The 21,331-nt window shown below is 67.5% G+C and carries 19 protein-coding genes; 8 read left to right on the plus strand and 11 right to left on the minus strand.

Annotated features, from left to right (window positions below):
- Window positions 1-36 precede the first annotated feature (36 nt).
- Window positions 37-783 carry an SDR family oxidoreductase gene (locus AC1DIN_RS03195; RefSeq protein WP_476808720.1) on the minus strand — a complete coding sequence of 249 codons (747 nt, stop codon included), beginning with the start codon at window positions 781-783 and terminating at the stop codon, window positions 37-39.
- Window positions 784-1,104: 321 nt separating this feature from the next.
- Window positions 1,105-2,913, minus strand: a complete 1,809-nt coding sequence (locus AC1DIN_RS03200) for an ABC-F family ATP-binding cassette domain-containing protein (RefSeq protein WP_476808639.1) — start codon at window positions 2,911-2,913, stop codon at window positions 1,105-1,107.
- A gap of 132 nt (window positions 2,914-3,045) precedes the next feature.
- On the opposite strand from AC1DIN_RS03200, the gene AC1DIN_RS03205 reads away from it, so the two are divergent.
- A complete protein-coding gene (locus AC1DIN_RS03205; RefSeq protein WP_476808640.1) occupies window positions 3,046-3,384 on the plus strand; it encodes a hypothetical protein in 339 nt (112 codons plus the stop codon).
- 99 nt (window positions 3,385-3,483) lie between these two features.
- On the opposite strand, the gene AC1DIN_RS03210 is transcribed toward AC1DIN_RS03205, so the two are convergent.
- The 6 genes from AC1DIN_RS03210 to mdoH all read right to left on the minus strand — a co-directional run bounded on the left by AC1DIN_RS03210 (window position 3,484) and on the right by mdoH (window position 10,043).
- Entirely contained in the window at window positions 3,484-4,530 is a 1,047-nt protein-coding gene (locus tag AC1DIN_RS03210; protein ID WP_476808641.1) for an acyltransferase family protein, read from the minus strand.
- 37 nt (window positions 4,531-4,567) lie between these two features.
- On the minus strand, window positions 4,568-5,572 hold the full coding sequence (locus AC1DIN_RS03215; protein WP_476808642.1) for a glucokinase: 1,005 nt from the start codon (window positions 5,570-5,572) through the stop codon (window positions 4,568-4,570).
- Window positions 5,572-6,351, minus strand: a complete 780-nt coding sequence (otnI, locus tag AC1DIN_RS03220) for a 2-oxo-tetronate isomerase (protein ID WP_476808643.1) — start codon at window positions 6,349-6,351, stop codon at window positions 5,572-5,574. Before otnI ends, AC1DIN_RS03215 begins: the two co-directional genes overlap by 1 nt.
- Window positions 6,352-6,465: 114 nt before the next feature.
- A complete protein-coding gene (locus tag AC1DIN_RS03225; RefSeq protein ID WP_476808644.1) occupies window positions 6,466-7,446 on the minus strand; it encodes a hypothetical protein in 981 nt (326 codons plus the stop codon).
- Window positions 7,447-7,458: 12 nt separating this feature from the next.
- Window positions 7,459-8,217 carry an FkbM family methyltransferase gene (locus AC1DIN_RS03230; RefSeq protein WP_476808645.1) on the minus strand — a complete coding sequence of 253 codons (759 nt, stop codon included), beginning with the start codon at window positions 8,215-8,217 and terminating at the stop codon, window positions 7,459-7,461.
- Window positions 8,214-10,043 carry a glucans biosynthesis glucosyltransferase MdoH gene (mdoH, locus tag AC1DIN_RS03235; RefSeq protein WP_476808646.1) on the minus strand — a complete coding sequence of 610 codons (1,830 nt, stop codon included), beginning with the start codon at window positions 10,041-10,043 and terminating at the stop codon, window positions 8,214-8,216. Before mdoH ends, AC1DIN_RS03230 begins: the two co-directional genes overlap by 4 nt.
- Window positions 10,044-10,173: 130 nt before the next feature.
- On the opposite strand from mdoH, the gene AC1DIN_RS03240 reads away from it, so the two are divergent.
- Genes AC1DIN_RS03240 through AC1DIN_RS03255 form a run of 4 tightly spaced genes read left to right on the plus strand, consistent with a single transcriptional unit; the run spans window position 10,174 to window position 13,435 of the window.
- Window positions 10,174-11,097 carry a zinc-dependent alcohol dehydrogenase gene (locus AC1DIN_RS03240; protein WP_476808647.1) on the plus strand — a complete coding sequence of 308 codons (924 nt, stop codon included), beginning with the start codon at window positions 10,174-10,176 and terminating at the stop codon, window positions 11,095-11,097.
- Between the two features lie 36 nt (window positions 11,098-11,133).
- Complete coding sequence (locus AC1DIN_RS03245) at window positions 11,134-11,535, plus strand: 6-pyruvoyl trahydropterin synthase family protein (protein ID WP_476808648.1); 402 nt, start codon at window positions 11,134-11,136, stop codon at window positions 11,533-11,535.
- Window positions 11,532-12,596, plus strand: coding sequence for a glycosyltransferase family 4 protein (locus AC1DIN_RS03250; protein ID WP_476808649.1), 1,065 nt, complete (start codon window positions 11,532-11,534; stop codon window positions 12,594-12,596). The genes AC1DIN_RS03245 and AC1DIN_RS03250 overlap by 4 nt, the downstream gene beginning before the upstream one ends.
- The gene (locus AC1DIN_RS03255; RefSeq protein ID WP_476808650.1) at window positions 12,596-13,435 is read left to right on the plus strand and encodes a class I SAM-dependent methyltransferase; all 840 of its coding nucleotides are present in this window, start codon (window positions 12,596-12,598) and stop codon (window positions 13,433-13,435) included. The genes AC1DIN_RS03250 and AC1DIN_RS03255 overlap by 1 nt, the downstream gene beginning before the upstream one ends.
- A 58-nt stretch (window positions 13,436-13,493) precedes the next feature.
- Here AC1DIN_RS03255 and AC1DIN_RS03260 read toward each other — a convergent pair whose 3' ends face one another.
- Window positions 13,494-14,057: a cytochrome b gene (locus AC1DIN_RS03260; RefSeq protein WP_441469930.1), complete on the minus strand. Its 564-nt coding sequence runs from the start codon at window positions 14,055-14,057 to the stop codon at window positions 13,494-13,496.
- 242 nt (window positions 14,058-14,299) lie between these two features.
- Here AC1DIN_RS03260 and ribA point away from each other — a divergent pair, with 242 nt between their 5' ends.
- From ribA to AC1DIN_RS03275, 3 genes are all read left to right on the plus strand, one after another.
- A complete protein-coding gene (ribA, locus tag AC1DIN_RS03265) occupies window positions 14,300-15,427 on the plus strand; it encodes a GTP cyclohydrolase II RibA (RefSeq protein ID WP_476808651.1) in 1,128 nt (375 codons plus the stop codon).
- A gap of 31 nt (window positions 15,428-15,458) precedes the next feature.
- Window positions 15,459-17,825: a hypothetical protein gene (locus AC1DIN_RS03270; RefSeq protein ID WP_476808652.1), complete on the plus strand. Its 2,367-nt coding sequence runs from the start codon at window positions 15,459-15,461 to the stop codon at window positions 17,823-17,825.
- 102 nt (window positions 17,826-17,927) lie between these two features.
- The gene (locus AC1DIN_RS03275) at window positions 17,928-19,460 is read left to right on the plus strand and encodes an MFS transporter (RefSeq protein ID WP_441469933.1); all 1,533 of its coding nucleotides are present in this window, start codon (window positions 17,928-17,930) and stop codon (window positions 19,458-19,460) included.
- Between the two features lie 13 nt (window positions 19,461-19,473).
- On the opposite strand, the gene AC1DIN_RS03280 is transcribed toward AC1DIN_RS03275, so the two are convergent.
- A complete protein-coding gene (locus AC1DIN_RS03280) occupies window positions 19,474-20,334 on the minus strand; it encodes a TIGR01459 family HAD-type hydrolase (RefSeq protein ID WP_476808653.1) in 861 nt (286 codons plus the stop codon).
- Window positions 20,334-21,272 (minus strand): sugar kinase, encoded by a 939-nt coding sequence (locus tag AC1DIN_RS03285; protein ID WP_476808654.1) that lies wholly within the window; start codon window positions 21,270-21,272, stop codon window positions 20,334-20,336. Before AC1DIN_RS03285 ends, AC1DIN_RS03280 begins: the two co-directional genes overlap by 1 nt.
- Window positions 21,273-21,331: the final 59 nt, after the last annotated feature.

Here is a 21,331-nt window from a genome sequence, read left to right on the forward strand (position 1 = left end):
GATGCCCGGGTCAAACCCGGGCATGACCGCTTTCGGTCAGACGCAGCGTCCGCCGTCGACGGCCAGAACCGAGCCCGTCACCATGTCGGCTTCGTCCGAGCACAGGAACAGCGCCGCATTGGCGATGTCCTGCGGCGTCGAGAAGCGCCCCCACGGAATGGTTGAGGTGAAGGCCTTGCGCCGCTCGGGCGTATCCTCACCCATGAAGGTGGCGAGCAGCGGCGTCTCGCCCGCGACCGGCGCGATCGCGTTGACGCGGATCTTGTCCGGCGCGAGCTCGACCGCCATCGACTGCGAGATCAGGTTCGCCGCGCCCTTCGAGCCGTTGTACCAGGTCAGGCCCGGACGCGGACGCAGGCCCGCCGTCGAGCCGATATTGAGGATGACGCCGCCGCCATGCTCACGGAAATGCGGCACGGTCGCCCGCGCCATCAGGTAAATCGACTTCACGTTGACGGCGAAGACCCGGTCGAACTCTTCCTCTGTCACCTCGGTCATCGGCTTGTTGCGATGGGTGGTGCCGGCATTGTTCACGACGATGTCGAGCCGCCCGAACTTGGCGATGATCTTCTCGACCGCCTTGTCGACGCTCTTCGCCTTGCCGACGTCGCAGGTCACGGCGAAGGCCTTACGGCCGATCGCCTTCGCGGCTTCCTTGGCCTTGTCGCCGTTGATGTCCAGCACCGCGACGCGCGCGCCTTCGCGCACGAAGGTCTCGGCGATGCCGAAGCCGAACCCCTGCGCCGCGCCGGTCACCAGCGCTGTCTTGCCCTTCAGTCTCATGGTCATTCCTCGTGGTCTCGATTGCCACGATGTTTGAAACGATTGAGCGAGTCGGTAAATGCGCTTTTCCGCGCAGGCGGATACGGAAATCGTATGGCTCGCCGCCGTTCTCGGGCGAGGCGACGCGCAGACCCGAGAATCGCGTTCAGATCGAGCACCGGAGCTTCCACCGTCATTGCGAGCGCAGCGAAGCAATCCAGGTGACCGGGTAGAAGCGTTCAACCCGGTCCCCTGGATTGCTTCGTCGCTTAGCTCCTCGCAATGACGCCCGGGGCCTCCGAAAAGAGATGCTCGGGTCAAGCCCGAGCATGACGGCGCGAACTACGCCCCGATCTCCTCGCGGAGCATCTCCAGCTCCAGCCAGCGCTCTTCCGCGTCGCCGATCTCGCGCGCGACCTCTTCCAGCCGCGCCGTCGCCTTGGCGAAGAGCTTCGGGTCCCGGGTGTAAAGATCGCCTGCCACGGCGGTGTTGAGCTTCGCTGCCTCAGCCTGCAACGCCTCGATCTTCTTCGGCAGCGTTTCAAGCGCGTGCTTCTCGTTGAAGGAGAGCTTGCGTTTGGATGTGGCTGCAGCCGGTGCCGCCGAGGCAACCTTCGGCGCCCCAGCCGGCGCCTTCTCCACCACCCGCACTTTCGCGCCGACGCCGCGACCGCGCTGCGCCAGCATGTCGGAATAGCCGCCGGCGAATTCGGCCCAGACGCCGTCGCCATCCGAGATCAGCACCGCCGAAGCGACCCGGTCGATGAAGTCACGGTCGTGGCTGACCAGCAGCACCGTGCCCTGATAGTCGGCCAGCAGCTCCTGCAGCAGGTCCAGCGTCTCGAGGTCGAGGTCGTTGGTCGGTTCGTCCAGCACGAGCAGGTTCGACGGCTTTGCCAAGGCCCGGGCCAGCATCAGCCGACCGCGCTCGCCACCTGAAAGTGCGCCGACGGGGGTGCCGCGCTGGATCGGCTGGAACAGGAAGTCCTTCATGTAGGAGACGACATGGCGGGGCTGCCCGCCCACCATCACCTGATCCGAACCGCCGCCGGTCAGCGCATCGCCGAGCGGCGTCGCAGGATCGAGGCTTTCGCGGCGCTGGTCGAGCGTGACCATCTCCAGCGCCGTGCCGAGCTTGACCGTGCCGCTGTCGGGCGCGAGCGCGCCGGTCAGCAGATTGATCAGCGTCGTCTTGCCCGCGCCATTCGGACCGACGATGCCGATCCGGTCGCCGCGCGCCACGCGCAGCGACAGGTTCTTGACCACCGTGTTGTCGCCATAGGCCTTGGCGACGTCGATGGCCTCAATGACGAGCTTGCCGGAAGTCTGCGCCTCGCTCGCTTCCAGCCGGACATTGCCGGTCGCGGCGCGCGCGGTGCGGCGCTGGTCGCGCAAGGCATGGAGCTCGCCGAGCCGGCGCTGGTTGCGGGTGCGCCGGGCGCTGACGCCGTAGCGCAGCCAGTCCTCTTCGCGGGCGATCTTGCGGTCGAGCTTGTGGCGGTCGAGTTCCTCCTGAGCGAGGACGTCATCGCGCCATGTTTCGAAATCGCCGAACCCCTTCTCCATCCGCCGGGTGACGCCGCGGTCGAGCCAGATCGTCGAGCGCGACAACGAGGTCAGGAAGCGCCGGTCGTGGCTGATCAGCACCATCGCCGAGCGCAACGACTTCAGCTCCTGCTCCAGCCATTCGATCACCGGCAGGTCGAGATGGTTGGTCGGCTCGTCCAGCAACAGGATGTCCGGCTCCGGCGCCAGCACCCGCGCCAGCGCGGTACGGCGCGATTCACCGCCGGACATGGTGGCGGGGTCCTCCTCGCCGGTTAGGCCGAGCTCCGTAATGAGATACTGCGCGCGATAGGCGTCGTCGCCGGGTCCCAGCCCCGCCTCGACATAGGCGAGCGATGTCTTGTAGCCGGTGAAGTCCGGCTCCTGGGGCAAATAACGGATGGTCGCGCCCGGCTGGACGAAGCGCTCGGCATGGTCGGGCTCGACCAGACCCGCCGCAATCTTGAGCAGGGTCGACTTGCCCGAGCCGTTGCGGCCGACCAGGCAGACGCGCTCGCCGGCCGAGACCGCGATCTCGGCGGCTTCGAGCAGCGGCTGTCCGCCGAAAGTGAGCGCGACGTCGCGCAGATGCAGCAAGGGGGCCATGATCCGTCCTGTTTCCGGCCTGCGGGATAGACTGCCGCCGCCGCCCTGTCACGCCCGCAGGCAATGGCACGGCACTTGCCAGAACTGTTCTGCCCCCTATCGTGACGCGGAGCAGCCATGAGTCCGAGAGCCATGCCCAGCGAACGCCCCATCGGGATCGGCCATAATGGCGGCCCGCCGCTGAAGGAGCGCAAGCGCCGCCCCACCACCGGATCAGGCACGATCGGGCGCTATTTCGACTGGCGCTTCGCTCATCGCAAGGCCTGGAAGAAGCCGCGCGAGATCGCCTTGCGCCGCGAGGAGAAGGCCGAGGCGCTCGGCCTGACCTATGAGGAATATTCGCTCGAGATCATGGAGCGCGGCTATTTCCCGCAGCCCGAGCATGTCGAGACGATCAAGTCCAAGCGGGCGCAGCGGCGCAAGGATGGCGGCGTGATCGGCCATTCGCTCAAGGGCATGAAGTTGAACTAAAGTCCGGCGACGCCGGCTCTACGCTTCGCTCCGGCCGGGATGATCTGCGTTTCGGTGAAAGAGGCGAGCAACCTGGAGCTCACCGGCCGCGTTGGCCGATCACCCGTTCAGCCAGCGCCGCACGAGCCGCGTCGCCGGCTTCTCGAAGAAGCGATAGAGCAGCACCGCCGCCAGTACAGAACCGGTGAGCGCGAGCACGATGAAGGGCATCGGCGCGTGGAGCCCGATCCGCAGCGCAACCTCCCGCGTCCCCCGGATCACGAAGGGATGGACGAGATAGAGCGCATAGGAGGCATCGCCGACCGCCGCCAGCGCCATGATCGGACTCACCGGCACGATGCCCTCGCGGCCGCAGCCGGCGGCGAGCATCAACAGGACAGCAGCACTGCCCCGCCACAGCACGCCGCTCCATGGGCCATCCGTGCCCGGCAAATGCGCTGCCGCAACCAGCACGGCGACACCGGCCGCCGCAACCACGACACGCAGGGCGCCATGCAGACGAAGCCCTCTGCGCCGCGCCATGGCAATGCCCATGCCCGCTGCGAATTCGAGGACGATCGGCTGGCCCCAGAATGCAAAGGGCAGCGCCAAGAATCCGCTCAGGCTCTCGATGCCGACCAACACGGCCAGAATCAAGGTGACCGCCGGCAAGGTCCAGCGCTTCGGCAGGGCAAGCCCGGCGGCGAACAGCACGTAGAACAGCATCTCGTAATTCAGCGTCCAGCCCAGCGAATAGACCGGCTGGACCAGCCCCTGCGTCGAGACGACCGGCCAGAACAGATAGGAACCGAGGATCTGCGCCAGATTCGGCGCACCCGAATTGAGCAGCGCCGGAACGGCAAGACCGACCAGCAGGAACAGCGTCGTCATCGCCCAGTAGAGCGGCACGATGCGGGCCAGACGGCGCTTCAGGAATTCGCGCCAGGCGCCCGCACGCCCGAACAGGTCCTGTGAGGCATGGACCATGATGAAGCCGGACACGACGAAGAAGATGTCGACGCCGGCCATCCAGGGCAGCAGGTCGCTGCGGCTGAAGCTCAGGCCTGCCCGTTCGGCCAGCACGGCAGCGTCCGGCTGCACATGGTGGATCGCGACCATGAAGGCAGCGAGCGCGCGCAGGACCTGGATCGAATAGATGGGCTGCACGCGAACCTGTCGGGAAGCGGTCGGATGAGCGAGGCGCTCAGCCAAACCACAGCCGCTTCGGATCGTCGAGCCCGAAACGGTGGAGATTGGTGGCAATCGCCGCGAGCCCCTGCTCGGCCGCGTCCTTCGTCGTGATGACGTGCAGCGCAAAGCGCGCTGCGAGATCCTCCATCGGCGGCTTGCCGGCGAAGGCGGACCGGATCGCGGACTTGTCCGCCAGTGCCAGCAGATGCGGCGCGATCCCGCCTGCGATGAAGACGCCGCCCGTCGCCTTGAAGACGAGGGCTAGATCGCCGGCGACACGCGCCAGCAGCCGCCAGAAGCAGACCACCGCCATCAGCGCCGCCGGATCGCCGTCATGGGCGAGGTGGGAGACATCGGCGGCGCTCACCTCCGCCTCCAGCATGCCGGAGGTCCGCGCCACTGCCCTGTGCAGGCGCACCAGCCCGTCGCCGCTGAGGAGATGCTCGACCGTGAGGCGCGGTATGCCTTCGCTCAAAGCCGGCCAGATCCGCTGCTCCGTCTGATCCTCGGGCCCGATGCCGATATGGCCGGATTCGGTCGGGATCAGCATACCGCGTTCGCCGTGCGTCAGCAGCGCCGCGGCCCCGAAGCCGGTGCCCGGCCCCAGCACCAGCCGTACGCCTTCCGGCTCCGGTTCTCCCTCGATCAACGTGGCGACATCCTGCGGACCGAGGACGGCAAGCGAAGCCGCCAGGGCCTCGAAATCGTTGACCAGCAGGCCCTGCGTCAGTTTGAGAGCAGCCGCGATCCGCGGCCCGTCGAGATTCCAGACCGCATTGGTCAATTGCGCCTGCCGGCCGTCGAGCGGCCCGGCGACGGCGAGCACGGCCGAACGCGGCTTCTCCGAAACCTCCGCGAGCACGTCGGAAAATGCGGCCTCCGCCGTCGGGTAGCTGCCGGTGCCGATCCGTGCCAACGGCTGGTGCGGGCTGTCCGGATCGGGGACCAGCGACATCCGGCAGTTCGTACCGCCGATATCGGCGACCAGCACCGGATAGGATATCGACGGGGGGCGCATCAGAGAGGCTTCCGCCAGGGCGCGAACCAGCCGAGGCCCTCGAGCGTACCGCGCTCCGGCCGGTATTCGCAGCCGACGAAGCCGTCATAGCCCAGCGCATCGAGCTCGGCGAAGAGCGTCGGATAGTCCGGCCCAGAGGCGTCGGGCTCGTGGCGGCCATTGGCGCGGGCGATCTGGACATGGCCGACGAGCGGATAGAGCGCCTTGAGCTTGGCCGAGACGTCGCCATGGATCAGCTCGCAATGATACATGTCGAATTGCAGCCGGACGTTCGGGCGGCCGGATTCGCGGACATAGGCCGCCGCCTGATCGAAGTCGTTCAGGAAATATCCCGGCATGTCCTTGCCGTTGATCGGCTCGAGCAGGAGGTCGATGCCGTGCTCCGCCAGCTTGTCGGCGGCGTAGGCGAGCGAGGCGCGATAGGTCTTCTGCGCGGCAGGATCCTTCGGATCGGCGAGCCCCGCCATCATGTGCAGGCGCTTGACGCCGGTCTCGTGAACATAGCTCAGCGCCTTGTCGACCGAGGCCTTGAACTCGTCTTCGCGCCCTGCCAGCGCTGCAATGCCGCGCTCGCCCTTGGCGAAATCGCCCGGCGGCAGGTTGAACAGCGCCTGCTCCAGCTCCCCACCCGTCAGCGCGAGCCCGATCTGCTCGGGGGTATGCTCGTAGGGGAACAGGAATTCCACGGCCTCGAAGCCGGCTTCCTCGGCCGCCCTGAAACGGTCGAGAAAATCCCATTCGGTGAACATCATCGAAAGGTTGGCGGCAAAACGCGGCATGAAGGTCTCTGCGGGCTAAGCGGTAGCAATCACGGCAAGCTAGCGCGCTGAGGCCGCCGCGTCATGACCAAACGCGGCAGGGAGGGGATGCGTTCCGGTGCGGCCGCTCGGCCGCTACTTCTTGTCCGGCTGCGGCGGTGGGTTCGGATCGGCCGAAAAATGCCGGAAGACCATGTCGGGCGAAGAGGTATTGTGACGCGAGTGGGTGGTGCGCCCCATCCAGATGTCGGTTGCCTTGCCGCCCTGGAACGGCATCAGAGCCTCCTCGCGCCAGCCCTTGGCGCCCGGCTCGCGCACTGCGATGCGGGCGACATCGTTGTTGAACTCGGTCACGTACATGGAGCGCAGCGCAACGAAGGCCTTGCCACCCGTCACCGGCTTGTCGAGCACGGCATCGAGTACCATCCGGTTCTCGTCGACGCTGTCGAGTCTCAGGCTGCCGGCGGACCCGTCCTTGAAATTCAGTTTGAATGTCAGGGTCTTCGGATCGAACTCGATCTCCCGGATGTTCACCACCGGGCGCCCATCCTGCTCGATCGGCCCGAACAGGAAGGAGGAACCGTAGGAGGAGAAGCCGAGATGCTCCGGCGGCAACGGCCGGGCGCGCCAGTAGCCGTCCTGCGGATAGACGACCAGCACCTCATAGGACTTGTCCTTGCCGAGCTTCCAGAGCTGGACGAGATGCAGCCCCTTCTCCACCCGATCGCCGACGCGGAAGGTTGTGTCGGCCGGGCGCCAGAACGTCGGGAAGGTGTAGCCGACCAGCCAGTAATCGATCGTTTCCCAGAAGGTGGTGCGGCGCGGCGGGCTCGGCGGCGCAAAGGACGGATCGCCCTTCATGTCGCAATTCGCCCAGTCGGCATCCCAGTTGTCGCGCACCAGTCCGGCGATATAGGCCGGATGCGCCGCTTCGATCTGGAAGCGCCGGACATCGGGCGAAATTGCCTTGATCGTGACGTTGTCCTTCTCGGCGCAGAGCACGGGCTCGGATTCGTTCCTCACCTCGACGGCAACGTCGCCGGCCGCCAGGGCGGGGCCGGCGAAGCAGGCGAGGATCGCGACGAAGGCGGCGGCGCGCAGGCGCGAAAACGTCATGAGGTCCCGTTCTCAGTTTTGAAGAATGGCGTAGACGTCGCCCGAATTGGCCGCGTGAGGCAAGCCGCGCAGATAATCGCCCATGGCGTCTGCGGTCGCGGGCTCGGCGAGTTCGAGCCTCTGGCTCTCGCCGATCGCGACGTTGAAGCGATAGGGGCCGAGCGTCTCCAGCACGGCGAGGCAGGCCTCGGCAACCTCGCGCTGGATCGTCGTGAACTCGAAGGAGATCACCGGCACCGCCTTGGTCAGCCCCGCCAGCACATGCGCCTCGAAGCCCTCGACATCGATCTTGAGAAGCTTGGGAAGCCCGTGACGCAGGATCAGCCGGTCGAGCGTGGTGCAGGGCACGCTGATCTCGTGGTCCCAGACCTGCCCCTCCCAGCCCCGCGCACCGGCCGCGGCACCGATGAAGGCGGCCGAGGCCGTCGAGACCGTCGGGTTCGCGCTGTTGATCCTGAGGGCGATCGAGCCCTCGTGATCGCCGCATGCCGCCGCGATCAGCGTCACCATCGGGTCGCGGCGGTGGATCAGGCGGATGACACGAGCCGGTCCCGGCTGCGGCTCGAGCGCCACGACACGCGCGCCGAGCCTGCGGAACGAGGAAATCCTGTCGCCGACATGGGCGCCAATGTCGAAGGCGAGATCGCCGGGGCGCAGAAAGGCCCCGTAGAGCCGGTCCATCGCCGCGTTGCGCTCCTTGTTGCCATGATAGATGCGCAAGCTGCGCGAAAGTGCCTTCACCGTTCCCTTCGGATAGGCGGTGGTGTTCATGCGCCTTCCCCGTCGCGAATGGCGGCCAACACCGGCGGCATGTCGAAATCCTCGGGGATGCCGCAAAGCCCATGGCGGGTGAGCCAGGCGCCGGCTGCCGGCCATGCGGTCAGCATCGCGAAAGGGATCGCGAGCAGATAGCCCGCCGTCAAGGGCAACGACCAGATCAGCACCAGAGGCGCGAGCGCGCCGAGCGTGACGAAGAGATAGATCCCGAACAGCAGATGCGGCCACAAGCCCGCAAAGGCGGTGGCGAAGGACAGGGCATGGGCATCGCGCGCCTGCCCGTTCCAGCCGATCCGGGCTTTACCAAAGGCGAGACCGATCATGAACAACGTGGTGCGGAAACTCGAGACCGCGCCCTGCAAGAAGGCGAACACGACCTCGATCAGCGCGGAGAACAGGAAACGCGCCGCGCCGCCATAGCGCCGCACGCCGCCCCGCGTCAGCAGGATATCGGCGAAACCCGCGAGCTTGGGCGAAAGATACATCGCCAGGAACGAGACATAGAGGCAGGCGGCCAGCACTGCCGGATAATCGGAGATCGCCTGGTCCTCGACTGCCTTCAGCGGCAGAAGCGCGATCATCAGCGTCCAGGCTGGCAGACCGAGAAACATCAGGATCGCCCAGACGAGCTGGAACTGGCTCATCGGCTTGAGACCGGGCAGGTCGAGCAGCTTGAGATACTGCAGATTGCCGAGGCACCAGCGCAGGTCGCGCTTGGCGAATTCCAGCATGGTTGGCGGATTCTCCTCCCAGCTTCCGCCCTCGACCGGCAGCACGCGGACCTCGTAGCCGGCGCGGCGCATCAGCGTCGCCTCGGCCTGGTCGTGGCTCATCACCGCCCCGCCCAGAGGTGGTCCGCCCGGCAGGACCGGCAGATGGCAGTGGTCGCGGAACGGCGCGATCCGCACCAGCGCGTTATGCCCCCAGAACGGCCCGCAATCCCCGCCCCACCAGGCCGAACCCATCGTATAGGGCCGCATGCCGTTGCGCATGCCGAACTGGAAGATGCGGGCGAAAGCGGAGCGGCTGGGCATTCCGACCACCAGACTTTGCAGGATTCCGAGGTTCGGATGCGCTTGCATCATTCGGGCCATGCCGAGGATCGTCTCAGCAGCCATGACGCTGTCCGCGTCGAGCGGCAGCATCAGTTCGTAGCGCTCGCCCCAGCGCTCGCAGAAATCGCGGAGATTGCCGGCCTTGAAGCCGGCATTGTCGGTGCGGCGGCGATAGGTCAGGCGGGCCGGCTCGCCGATCTCCTGCGCCCAGGCGGCCGCCAGAGCCTCCTCGGCGGCGGCAACCGTCGTGTCATTGGTGTCCGACAGCACGAAATAGTCGAACCAGACGCCCTCTCCCGTCGCATCGAGGCTCTCCTTGACCACCTTGAGGCGGCGGAAGGCGCGCGCCGGATCCTCATTTCGCAGCGTCATCAGCACGGCCGTGCGCAGCGTGAGCGGCCTCGCTCGCTCGCCGGCCGCGGCGAAGGGCGCGACCGCGGCAAGACCCTCCTTGCAACCATGGAGCAGCCAAAGCCCGATTGCCGCGTTCCAGAAGCCGAGCACGGTCCAGGGTGCCCCGAAGAGGAAGGCGACGAAGATCGCCACGTCCGCAGCGGTCCAGCCACCCGCCCCCAGGACCCGAGCAAGCCCAGCCAGCAGCAGGGCCAGTGTCGCGAGGTTCAGCAGGAGGACGAGAAGACGCCGCCGCCGAAGAGCGGCTGCGTCCTGCAGGCCGGCCGGCGTCAGGCCGAGCGCTTCGACCTCTTGCGCCACCCGCTGGAACGTGGTCGGACCGGGACGCTGGTTCGTGGCAGTCTCTGTCATGGGGGCAGACAGGCTCGGACGGAGGGCAGACGCGATGGCGCGGGAGCTAAAGCCTGCAACCACGATTGACGCAAGGGCCAAGGCCCTCGCGCTTTGGTATACAGCCCCCCGTGAATGCAAGCTGAATGATGTGGCTCTGCCGGTGCCGGGCCCCGAGGATTGCCTCGTCACCACGCTGTGGAGCGGCCTCAGCCGCGGCACCGAGCGCCTCATATTCGAAGGCCGCGTTCCGCCTTCCGAGCATGAGCGCATGCGTGCACCCTTCCAGGAGGGCAGCTTCCCCTTCCCGGTCAAGTACGGGTACTGCGCCGTTGGCCGCGTCGATGCCGGCCCTCATGACCTGCTCGGCCGCATTGTCTTCTGCCTGCACCCGCATCAGGACCGCTTCATCGCGCCGCGCGGCAGCCTGATACTGGTTCCGGACAGCGTTCCACCACGGCGCGCCATCCTCGCCGCCAATATGGAAACCGCCCTGAACGCCCATTGGGACGCCGGCTCCGGCCCGGCCGACCGGATCGTCGTGGTGGGCGGCGGCGTCCTCGGCCTGCTCGTCGCCTGGCTCGCCGGCCGCCTGCCGGGAACCGAAGTGACGCTGGTCGATATCGAGCCCGGCCGCGCCGAGGCGGCGCGCAAGCTGGGATTTTCCTTTGCCACACCCGATGCCGCCCCGCGGGACGCCGATCTTGTCTTCCACACCAGCGCGACGGCCTCCGGCCTCGCCACGGCCGTGGCGGCTGCCGGGATCGAGGCGCGCATCGTCGAAATGAGCTGGTATGGCGAGGGAACGATACCGGCCACCCTGGGTTGCGCCTTCCATGCGCGTCGTCTCCAGCTCGTCTCCTCCCAGGTCGGCATGGTCGCCGCCTCGCATCGCGCACGCTGGGATCATGCGCGACGGGCGGAAGCCGCCATGGCGCTCCTCGCCGATGACCGGCTCGACGCGCTGATTACAGAGGAGATCGCCTTCCGTGATGCGCCGCAGCGCATTCCGGACCTGCTCGCGCCCGGCGCCGCTGGTCTGACCGCCGCGATTTGCTATGAAGCGCGGCCGTGACCGCGCTCCGCTTCGGGCGCTTATCGAGGAGATCGCATGTTTTCCATCGAAGTCCGCGACCGCATCATGATCGGCCACTCGCTGCCCGATCCCTTCTTCGGTCCCGCGCAGAACATGCATGGCGCGACCTTCGTGGTCGACGTCGCCTTCTTCCGTGAGACGCTGAACCGGCAGAATGTGGTCGTCGACATCGGCGCCGCACTCGACGTGCTCGGCAAGACACTGAAGCCGCTCAACTACCAGAACCTCGACGCCCTTCCGCAATTCGCCGGGGTCCTGACCACCACCGAATTCCTCTGCAAGCACATCTTCGATGCCATGGCCGCCGCCGCGAAATCCGGCGCGCTCGGCGCCGATGGCGCCGGCCTGGCGAAGATCCGCGTCACGCTCCATGAGACCGACCTCGCCCGCGCCAGCTACGAGGGCTCGCTGGCGTGAGCGCCATCATCTTCGCCATCCCCGGCGACATCGACCTGCCGACCGGCGGCTATGGCTACGACCGGCGATTGCTGCGGGAATGGCGCGAGATGGGTATCGAGGCCCGGCATCTGGCCTTGCCGGGCGGCTTTCCCTTCCCCACGGAAGCCGACCTCGCCGCGACGGAACGGCTGCTGGCTGCGACAGCACCGGATGACCTCCTGCTGGTCGACGGCCTCGCCTTCGGCGCCTTTCCCGAAGCACTCGCCGCACGCTTCGCCGACCGGCTCGTCGCGCTTGTCCACCACCCGCTCGCGCTCGAAACCGGCCTCGAAGCCGCCCAGGCGATGGCGCTGCGCGCGAGCGAACGCGCCGCTCTCAGCCATGCTCGCTCCGTCGCGGTGACGAGTCCGGCCACGGCAACGGTTTTGAGCGCGGAGTTCGGCGTCCCCGAGAACCGCATTTTCGTCGCCGTTCCCGGTGTCGATCACGCACCGCGAGCGACCGGCAGCCGTAGCGATCAGCCGCTGCAGTTGCTCGCAGTCGGCTCCCTGATTCCGCGCAAGGGCTATGATGTCCTGATCGAGGCGCTCAGGCGGATCGCCGATCGCGACTGGTATCTCACCATCGCCGGCTCGCCCGACTACGCGCCAGGAACCGCCGCCGCGATCGACGCCCGGATCCGCTCGGCCGGGCTGACGGACCGTATCTTGCTTGCCGGCGCCGTGCGGCCGGAAAACCTCGGTGAACTTTATGACGGTGCTGATCTTTTCGTCATGCCCTCGCTCTACGAGGGCTACGGCATGGTGTTGACGGAGGCCCTCGCGCGCGGGTTGCCGATCGTCTGTAGCCTGAGCGGCGCGGGCGCTGATGCCTTGCCGGCCGATGCGGCTCTCAAAGTGCCGCCCGGCGACGTTGTGGCACTTGCCAAGGCCCTCGCGAGGCTGATTGATGCGCCGGCTGAGCGCCGGCAACGTGCCGACGCCGCATGGGCAGGGGCCGGCGCCTTGCCACGCTGGCAGGACACCGCTCGCATCGTCGCGCGGGCCTGCCACAGAGACGGCAGCCGGGAGGTGGGGTGATGGCTGGTTTCTCTCCGGAATGGCTCGCCTTGCGCGAGCCTGCCGATCATGCGGCGCGCAATCCGCAGGTTCTTGCTACGGTCGGCGCATATTTCTCTGACAAATCTTCGCTCTCGGTCCTCGATCTCGGCTGCGGCGCCGGCTCGAATCTGCGTGCCTCCTACGCCGCCCTGCCCGACCATCAGCACTGGACGCTTGTGGATCACGATGCCGATCTGCTCGCCCATGCGCGCAGCCGCCTGACCGATTGGGCCGACGAAGCACGCGAGCAGGGCGAGGAACTCGTCCTCGCCAAGGGCGAAAAGCTGATCAGCGTGGATACACGCCGGGTCGATCTCGACAAGGACCTCGACTGGGTGCTGGGCTGGCGGCCAGACCTCGTGACGGCAGCGGCTCTCTTCGACCTCACCTCGCGGCGCTGGATCGAGCGCTTCGTCGCCGCGCTCGCGAGCCAGCGCCTGCCGCTCTATGCCGTGCTGACCTATGACGGCCGCGAGGGCTGGCAGCCGGAGCACCCCGCCGATACCGGCATCCACGCCGCCTTCGTTGACCACCAGCGTGGCGACAAGGGCTTCGGCCCCTCCGCCGGCCCAGAGGCCTGCGAGATCATGGCCGAGGCGTTCCGCAAGACCGGCTTCGCGGTTTCGATGGGCGACAGCAGCTGGCTGATCGACGGCGCTCGCGCCGATCTGCGCGGAGCCCTGGCCGAGGGCATCGCGGAGGCCGTGCGCGAAACCGGGCGGGTCGACCCGGCGACCGTCGAGGCCTGGCTGGCCGCGCGCCGGGAAGCCGGGTCCGCGCGGATCGGCCATCAGGACCTTTGGGCACGCCCGGTCTGAGGCTCCACCTCGACAGGGAGCTGGAACGCCGTCCCGCGTCCGGGCGACACGGGGCGAGCTAGCCGGTCCCCGGCCACATCCGGCGCAGGACGCCATCCTTGCGGATGAAGCGGTGATAGAGCACCGCTGCGATATGCAGAACTGCAAGAGCGCCGAGCGTCAATGCAAGCTTGCCGTGGATGCCGAGCACCCGGTGGGCCGCCGCCTCATTCGGCTGCGTCAGCGCCGGCAGGTTGAACAGGTCGAACACTCTCAGCGCCGGAAACAGCGAAACGCCGGTCCAGCCGAGCAGCGGCACGACGAGGAGCAGCCCGTAAAGCAGCCAGTGGGCGAGGTGCGAGCCGGCCTTCTGCCACCATTCCAGCGTCGGCTCGTCCGCAGGCGCGCCATGCAGAAGACGGTAGATCAGCCGCCCCGCCGTCAGCCACAGCAGCAGGAATCCGGTCAATTTATGAGCGCTGTAAAGGCCGTTGGTCAGCCCGTCCCAGAGGTGCAGGACGTTGCCGCGATAGCTCATCGTCACCCCGACCGGGATCATCACGAAAACGGCGATCACGGTGATCCAGTGCAGGCTGCGGGCTGTCGCGCTGTAGCGCTCGCCGGGCGCAATCTCCTTCGACATCGATCGTTCTTCTCCGGGCGTTGCCGCTAGGGAAAGCATTCATCCCACGTTCAAGCTCACCAGCCTATACGACGCTGCTCTGGTCAGGTTCCCGTTCTTGGTTCCTGAGCGCTTGCGCGCCATGGAACCGTGCCCTGACGGGAACGTTGCTGGAAGGGCGGATCAAGAACCCCTATATCGTTCCGCGATGGTGCCTCTGACGCTCCTCGGCCGTTTGCCGGCCCAATCTGACGGACTTCCCGATGCCTGAGTCGCGTACGCTCTTCGGCCCCTCCCTCGAAACTGCTCTCGTGAAGGTGGACCGGGCAATCGCCGAGTTTCGTGCCGGCCGCCCCGTCCTGCTGAGGGACGGCGGTCGGAACGCGCTCGCCCTGTCTGCCGAGCTGGCCGAAGAGAGGCTCGTGCAGGGTCTCAATGAGCTTGCGCATGGCGGTGGCCATCTTGTCCTGAGCGGCGCCCGGCTGCGCCGCCTGGGTGCGAAGGGGCGCAGCGAAAGCGGTATTTTTGCCCTGCCCACGATCGATCTCGGCCGCATCGAGACGCTTGCCCTCAAGATCGATGCGCGGATGGACGCGCCGATCGCGCCCGCTTCCGGGCTCGACGAGGCCGCGCTGGAACTGGCCCGCCTGTCCCTCGTCCTGCCGGCGGTCATCGTGGCGCCGGTCAACGCCGCCGACATCGCCGGCGAGCCGCTGGTCGAGGTCACGGTCGATGCGGTCAACGGCTATCGCGCTGAACAGGCCGCTTCGCTGAAGATCGTCGGCCGCGCGCCCGTGCCGCTCGAAGGGGCGCCGGAGACCGAGTTCGTGGTCTTCCGCGGTGGCGAGGGACTGCGCGATCAGGTTGCGATCATCGTCGGCAAGCCCGATCTGCAGGCGGCCGTTCCGGTGCGCCTCCACTCCGCCTGCCTGACCGGCGATCTCTTCGGTTCGCTGAAATGCGATTGCGGCGACCAACTGCGGGAGACCGTGCAATGGATGGCGGAGAACAGCGGCGGCATCCTGCTCTATCTCGACCAGGAAGGCCGCGGCAACGGCATCTCCAACAAGATGCGGGCCTACAAGCTGCAGAGCCAGGGCTGGGACACCTATGATGCCGACGAGGTGCTCGGCTTCGACCTCGACCAGCGCCATTTCGATTTCGCGGCGACCATGCTGAAGCAACTCGGCGTCTCCAGCGTCGTGGCGCTCACGAACAATCCGCAGAAGATCGGCGCAATTCAGGCCGCGGGTCTCGAGGTTGCCGCCAGCCAGCGCGTGCTGGGCCGCCCGAACGCCCACAACGTCCGCTACCTCGCCTCGAAGCGCGACCGCGCCGGCCATTTCATCGACATGGACGCGCTGATGGCGCGCGCCGCGCCGACCGATTGACGGCGTTTCCGATTGCGGTCAGGCCAGGCTGATGCCCGTGCCCGAAACGATATCGACCGAAAGCCATCCGACACGCTGGCCGCTCGCCAGCGTGTTCTGCATCGTCTTCCTGTGCTGGCTGGCCTTGTCCTGGCCCTGGCTCTCAGGCGCCGTCACCATCCCCTGGGACGCCAAGGCCCATTTCCACCCCCAGCTTCAGTTCCTCGCCGATAGCTGGCATCGCGGGCTCTCTCCGTTCTGGACGCCTTACGTCTTCTCCGGCTCGCCGCAGGTCGCCGATCCGCAGTCGCTGATCTTCTCGCCTTCCTTCGCCCTGATCGCCGCGCTCAATCCCGCGCCCGATTTCCGCTGGAGCGACGGCGCGGTGCTCGGCACGCTGCTCGTCGGCGCGCTGGCGATCGTCCTGATCTTCCGCGACCGCGGCTGGCATCCCGCCGGCGCCGTCGTCGCGGCCCTCTCCTTCGCCTTCGGCGCCGCGGCCGCCTGGCGAATCCAGCATGTCGGGCAGGTGCTGAGCCTCGGCTATTTCGCCGTCACCCTGTTTCTGCTCTCGCGCGCGCTCGAGCGCGGCTCGATCGGCTACGGCTTCGCCGCCGGGGTGGTCTCGGGCTTCATGGTGCTCGGCCGCGACCAGGTCGCGCTGATCGGCGTCTACGTCCTCGCCGGGCTGGTCATCGCCGCCATCCTGATGGCGCGCAACCCCTGGCGCGCCTTCCGTGCGAGCCTGTTCCCGCTGCTTGCCGGCGCGCTCGGCGCCATTCTGGTCGCCACCATCCCCATCCTGCTGACCGCCTTCATCGCGCAGGAATCGAACCGTCCCGCGATCGATTTCGTCGAAGCCGGCAAGGGCTCGCTGCACCCAGCCGCATTGCTCACCGGCCTGATCGCCAATCTCTACGGCGCGGCCGGGCCGCTCGCGGATTTCTGGGGTGCGCCGAGTCCGGCCTGGGAGGCCCGCTTCGGGCCGCTCGCGCTCTTTCTCGCCCGCAATATGAGCGAGCTTTATCTCGGCTTGCTGCCGATGGGGCTGATCATCACCATCGGCCTCGTCCGCGGTGCGCTCTGGCGGCGCGAAATCGTCGCGCTCAGTGTCGCGGCGCTGATCGTCCTGCTCTATGCGCTCGGCCGCTACACCCCCGCCTTCCGGCTGCTGTTCGAGTTGCCGGGCGTCAGCTTCTACCGCCGCCCAGCCGACGCGCTCTTCATCCTCGGCGCCCTGCTCGCCATCCTCGGCGGCTACCTGACCCATCTCGTCATGACCGGCACGGCGCCGAAGGCGCGGCCCTGGCATATCGCCCTGGAAGCGCTCATCTTCGCCGGAGCGCTCGCCCTCGCCCTCTGGCTCGCCTGGACGGTCGGGCGCATCCCGGTCGCCGTCTCGCCGCTTGTCATTGCGCTCCTCTGCGGCATGCTCTCGCTTGGAAGCATCGTCGCCGCGCGCGGCCTGGCCCAGCGCGGCTCGGCGCTCGCGGCCACCATCGTCCTGGCTGTGACGCTCGTTGTGGACCTTTCGGCCAATAACGGCCCGAGTGAATCCACCGCCCTGCCGCCACAGATGTATGACGTGCTGCGCAAGGACAGCACGAACGAGACCATCGCGCTTCTCAAGCGCGAAACCGCGCGCACCGCCGCGCCCGACCGGCGTGACCGCATCGAGCTCGCCGCCATCGACTTCCACTGGCCCAATGCCAGCCTCGTCCACGAGCTCGACAACACGCTCGGCTACAACCCGCTGCGGCTCGGCCTCTACAGCAAGGCGACCGGCGCCGGCGACCATGTCGCCCTGCCCGATCAGCGGACCTTCTCTGCCCTGATGCCTGGCTATCGCTCCCTGCTGGCCGACATGCTGGGCCTGCGCTTCATCGCGACCGGCGTGCCGGTCGAGCAGATCGACAAGCGGCTGAAACCAGGGGACCTCCGCCAGATCGCCCGTACCAAGGACGCCTACATCTACGAGAACCCGCGCGCCCTGCCGCGTGTCCTGCTCGTCACCGAGGCGCAGAAGGCCGATTTCGACGCCATCCTGACGAGCGGTCAATGGCCGGCCGGCTTCGATCCCCGCCGAACCGTCCTGCTCGACCGCGATCCGCCGCCGCTTGCCACGGGCGCTATCGGGCCGGCCACGGTCGCGATCCGCGACTACGGCACGACCACGGTGACGCTCGCCGTCGATGCGCCCCGCGGCGGCTATCTCGTCCTCAACGATGTCTGGCACCACTGGTGGCGGGTGGAGGTCGACGATCGGCCGGCGGAGCTGCTGCGTGCCAACGTGCTTTTCCGGGCCGTCGTCGTCCCGCCGGGGAAATCCACGGTGCGTTTCGTGTTCCGCCCGATCGACGGTCTCTACGAGGACATCCTCGCGCGGTTGCGCAATCTCACGGTAACCCGGCAGGGATAACGCACCATCGGGCGCAGGGACCGCTGCCGCCCTCTCCTGCCAGATTCGGCCGCACTCTCATGAGAAATGGCTGGTCCGGATACCAGAGACTGCGAGTGAATTATGACGTCGGCACCCGTTTTGGGCCAGGATGAAGGAAAGGCGACACGCCGCGAATGGCTTGGCCTGCTCGCGATCGCCCTGCCCTGCATGATCTATTCGATGGATCTGACGGTGCTGAACCTCGCCGTACCGACGCTGACCCGCGACCTGAAGCCGAGCGCGAGCCAGCTGCTGTGGATCATCGACATCTACGGCTTCATGGTCGCCGGCTTCCTGATGACCATGGGCACGCTCGGGGACCGCATCGGGCGCAGGCGTTTGCTGATGATAGGAGCCGCCTTCTTCGGAGTGGCTTCGACCGTCGCTGCCTTCTCCAACAGCGCCGAGATGCTGATCGGCATGCGCGCCGTCCTTGGCATCGCCGGGGCGACGCTCGCTCCCTCGACGCTCTCGCTGATCACCGTGATGTTCACCGACGAGAAGGAACGCACCTTCGCGATCTCGATGTGGATCGCGAGCTTCTCGGTCGGCGCCATCATCGGGCCTGTCGTCGGCGGCTTCCTGATCGAGTATTTCTGGTGGGGCTCTGCCTTCCTGATCGCCGTGCCACCGATGCTGCTGCTGCTCGCCATCGGCCCGATTCTGCTGCCTGAATATCGCGCGCCGAACGCCGGCCGCATCGATATCCTCAGCGCCCTGCTCTCGCTCGCGGCGGTGCTCGGGCTTGTCTACGGCATCAAGCACTGGGCGGCGGATGGCTTCGACTGGCAGGCTGCCGCATCAATCATCGCCGGGCTCGGCTTTGTACTGCTCTTCCTGCGGCGACAGGCCCGTCTTGCCGACCCGATGATCGATCTCGCCATGTTCCGCATCCCGGCCTTCCGGGCAGCGCTGGCGATCAACCTCGCCGGCATCCTGTTCATGTTCGGCAGCTTCGTCTTCCTGGCGCAGTATTTTCAGCTCGTCGCCGGGCTGACGCCGCTGCAGGCCGGCCTCTGGTCCTTGCCCTCGGCCATCGCCTTCACGCTCGCCTCCTTCGTGACGCCGAGCCTCGTCGGGCGCTTCGCACCAGCGACGCTCATGGCGGGCGGCATGGCGGTCTCGGCGCTCGGCTTCGTCTGGCTCGTCTTTGCCCCAAGCCTCGTGCAGATCGTCGCCGCCTCGGTGGTGTTCTCGATCGGCTTCACGCCGGTGATCACACTGACGACGGGCATCGTCGTCGGCTCGGCCCCGCCGGAACGCACGGGTGCTGCTTCGGCCATGTCGGAAACCAGCGTCGAGCTCGGCGGAGCGCTCGGCATCGCCGTGCTCGGCAGCCTCGGTGCCGCGCTCTATCGCAACCGCATGGCGGATCTCGTCGTGCCCGGCTTCAGCCCGGAAGCGCTGGCTCCGGCGCGCTCGACATTGGGCGGCGCTCTGGCCTTCGCAGCCGGGCTCGCGCCCGATCAGGCCGCGCCGATGCTGGCGCAGGCGAGCGAGGCTTTCATGCTCGGCTTCCGCGCGGCGGCGATCCTCTCGATCGTCGGCATGCTCTTCTGCATCGTCGTCACGCTGACGACGCTGCGCGACGCACGCGCGGGGGACGCCCACTGAGCCGTCGCGGGCTTCAGGCCAGAGCCCCCATCGCCGCGATCGGCCGGACCGGCAGCCCGTCCAGCACCCTGGCGAGCCCGGAAGGGTCGACCTCGCCGCCGTGCATCGTCTCGTCGCGATGGATGCCGCCGGCGATGAACAGGCTGTCGAAGCCCATCAGCCGTGCGCCGGCGAGATCGGTCCTGACGGCGTCGCCGATCACCAGAACCTTGCCGGGCTCGACAGTGCGGCCGCCGCGCGCCTCGGCGGCGGCTGCGAGCGCGAGGTCATAGGCCGGGCGATAAGGCTTGCCGGCCCAGGCGACCGTGCCGCCCAGCTCCTCGTAGATCGTCGCAAGCGAACCGGCGCAGGGCAGCAGATCCTCGCCGACATGCACGACGAGATCGGGGTTGCCGCAGATGAAAGGCAGGCCGCGCCGGGCGAAGCCCTCAAGCAGCGGCCGATACTGTTCCGGCGTCTCGTTGCGGTAATCGTTGAGTTCGGTCGCCACGATGATGTCGGCCTGTTCCTCGCCAACCAGCTCGACATCGAGCCCGGCGAAAACGGCCCGGTCGCTCTGCCAGCCGATATGGTAGACGCGCTTGTGATGGCTCTCCGCGATCAGCGCCCGCGTGACATCGCCGGACGTGACGAGCCGGTTCCAGGCCTCGCGCGGCACGCGCTTGGTGTCGAGCAGCCCGGCCACCTGCTCGGACGGTCCGGGAGCGTTGGAGAGCAGCGCAACCGTTCCGCCGTGCTCGCGGAAGGCGATCAATGCCTCGCAGGCCGGCTCCAGCGCCCAGAGCCCGTCATGGACGACGCCCCAGACATCGCTGATCAGCACATCGTAGCGGGCGAGCAGATCGCCCGCGCGCTTCAGGATCGGAACGGTCATTAGCTCTTGGCCTCGGCAACGATGCGTGCTTCGACCTCGGCCCGATGCGGCAGGGGCGCAACGGCACCATATCCTTGCGTCGACAGCGCCGCGGCGACATTGGCATAGGCGCCCGCCGCGAAGGCATCGCCCGTGCGCAGATATTCCGCGAGGAAGGCGCCGTCATAGCAATCGCCTGCCCCGGTCGCGTCGATGGCATCGACTTTGATCGGACGGAAGCGCTCGCGCCGGACCGGTGTCGCGACGAGTGACCCCTCATGGCCCAGCGTCAGCGCCACGACCCGCGCGCCGAGGCCGAGATAGAAATCAACGATGGCGTCGGGGTTGTTGAGCCCGGTCAGCTGCGTCGCGTCGTCAAGCCCGGGCAGGACGATGTCGGCCATGGCGCAAGCGGCGTGGATGATCGCCCGGGCGCGGGTCAGCGGCCAGAGCTTAAGGCGCAGATTGGTGTCGTAGGCGGTCAGCACGCCGGCCTTGCGGGCCGTCTCGAAGGCCTCGAACACGGCGTCGCAAGCCCCGGCCGAAATGGCCTGGCTGATGCCGGAGGCCTGGATGATGCGGGCCGAGCGGATGAGATCGCGCGGCAGGTCGCGCGGGCCGTAGAGGCTAGCGGCCGAACCGGCGCGCAGATAGGAGAAGACATGGCCGGACGGGCCGTGATCGACGAAGTAGAGGCCCGTCGGCGCCGTCGGATGCGTCGCAACATGGGCGTCGTTGACACCCTCACGCTTCCACAACGCCCGGATCGAATGGCCCGCGCTGTCGTCGCCGAGAGCTCCGAGATAGCCCACCGACATACCCTGCCGCGCCGCGGCGACAGCGCAATTCGAGGTGTCGCCGCCATGCCCGAACAGGAAGGCCCCGGTTTCGGCCCGGGTGGCGTTGAACTCGCCGAGCGGCTCGCCCAGGCACAAAAGATCGATTTGGCTGTCCGTCACGATTTAAAACCATACAGGTGGCGCCGGCGCGCCGGGAGGCCCGTCTTCCTAGAACATCG

The organism is Allobosea sp. 05T438 (genome assembly GCF_056396025.1).

What these genes read in the sequence shown, in the direction of transcription:
- AC1DIN_RS03275 (WP_441469933.1), top strand. Translation starts at nt 17,928, where the DNA reads ATGACGTCGGCACCCGTTTTGGGCCAGGATGAAGGAAAGGCGACACGC.
- AC1DIN_RS03195 (WP_476808720.1), bottom strand. Translation starts at nt 783, where the DNA reads ATGAGACTGAAGGGCAAGACAGCGCTGGTGACCGGCGCGGCGCAGGGG.
- mdoH (WP_476808646.1), bottom strand. Translation starts at nt 10,043, where the DNA reads ATGACAGAGACTGCCACGAACCAGCGTCCCGGTCCGACCACGTTCCAG.
- AC1DIN_RS03215 (WP_476808642.1), bottom strand. Translation starts at nt 5,572, where the DNA reads ATGCGCCCCCCGTCGATATCCTATCCGGTGCTGGTCGCCGATATCGGC.
- AC1DIN_RS03230 (WP_476808645.1), bottom strand. Translation starts at nt 8,217, where the DNA reads ATGAACACCACCGCCTATCCGAAGGGAACGGTGAAGGCACTTTCGCGC.
- ribA (WP_476808651.1), top strand. Translation starts at nt 14,300, where the DNA reads ATGCCTGAGTCGCGTACGCTCTTCGGCCCCTCCCTCGAAACTGCTCTC.
- AC1DIN_RS03200 (WP_476808639.1), bottom strand. Translation starts at nt 2,913, where the DNA reads ATGGCCCCCTTGCTGCATCTGCGCGACGTCGCGCTCACTTTCGGCGGA.
- otnI (WP_476808643.1), bottom strand. Translation starts at nt 6,351, where the DNA reads ATGCCGCGTTTTGCCGCCAACCTTTCGATGATGTTCACCGAATGGGAT.
- AC1DIN_RS03270 (WP_476808652.1), top strand. Translation starts at nt 15,459, where the DNA reads ATGCCCGTGCCCGAAACGATATCGACCGAAAGCCATCCGACACGCTGG.
- AC1DIN_RS03255 (WP_476808650.1), top strand. Translation starts at nt 12,596, where the DNA reads ATGGCTGGTTTCTCTCCGGAATGGCTCGCCTTGCGCGAGCCTGCCGAT.
- AC1DIN_RS03205 (WP_476808640.1), top strand. Translation starts at nt 3,046, where the DNA reads ATGCCCAGCGAACGCCCCATCGGGATCGGCCATAATGGCGGCCCGCCG.
- AC1DIN_RS03260 (WP_441469930.1), bottom strand. Translation starts at nt 14,057, where the DNA reads ATGTCGAAGGAGATTGCGCCCGGCGAGCGCTACAGCGCGACAGCCCGC.
- AC1DIN_RS03245 (WP_476808648.1), top strand. Translation starts at nt 11,134, where the DNA reads ATGTTTTCCATCGAAGTCCGCGACCGCATCATGATCGGCCACTCGCTG.
- AC1DIN_RS03225 (WP_476808644.1), bottom strand. Translation starts at nt 7,446, where the DNA reads ATGACGTTTTCGCGCCTGCGCGCCGCCGCCTTCGTCGCGATCCTCGCC.
- AC1DIN_RS03280 (WP_476808653.1), bottom strand. Translation starts at nt 20,334, where the DNA reads ATGACCGTTCCGATCCTGAAGCGCGCGGGCGATCTGCTCGCCCGCTAC.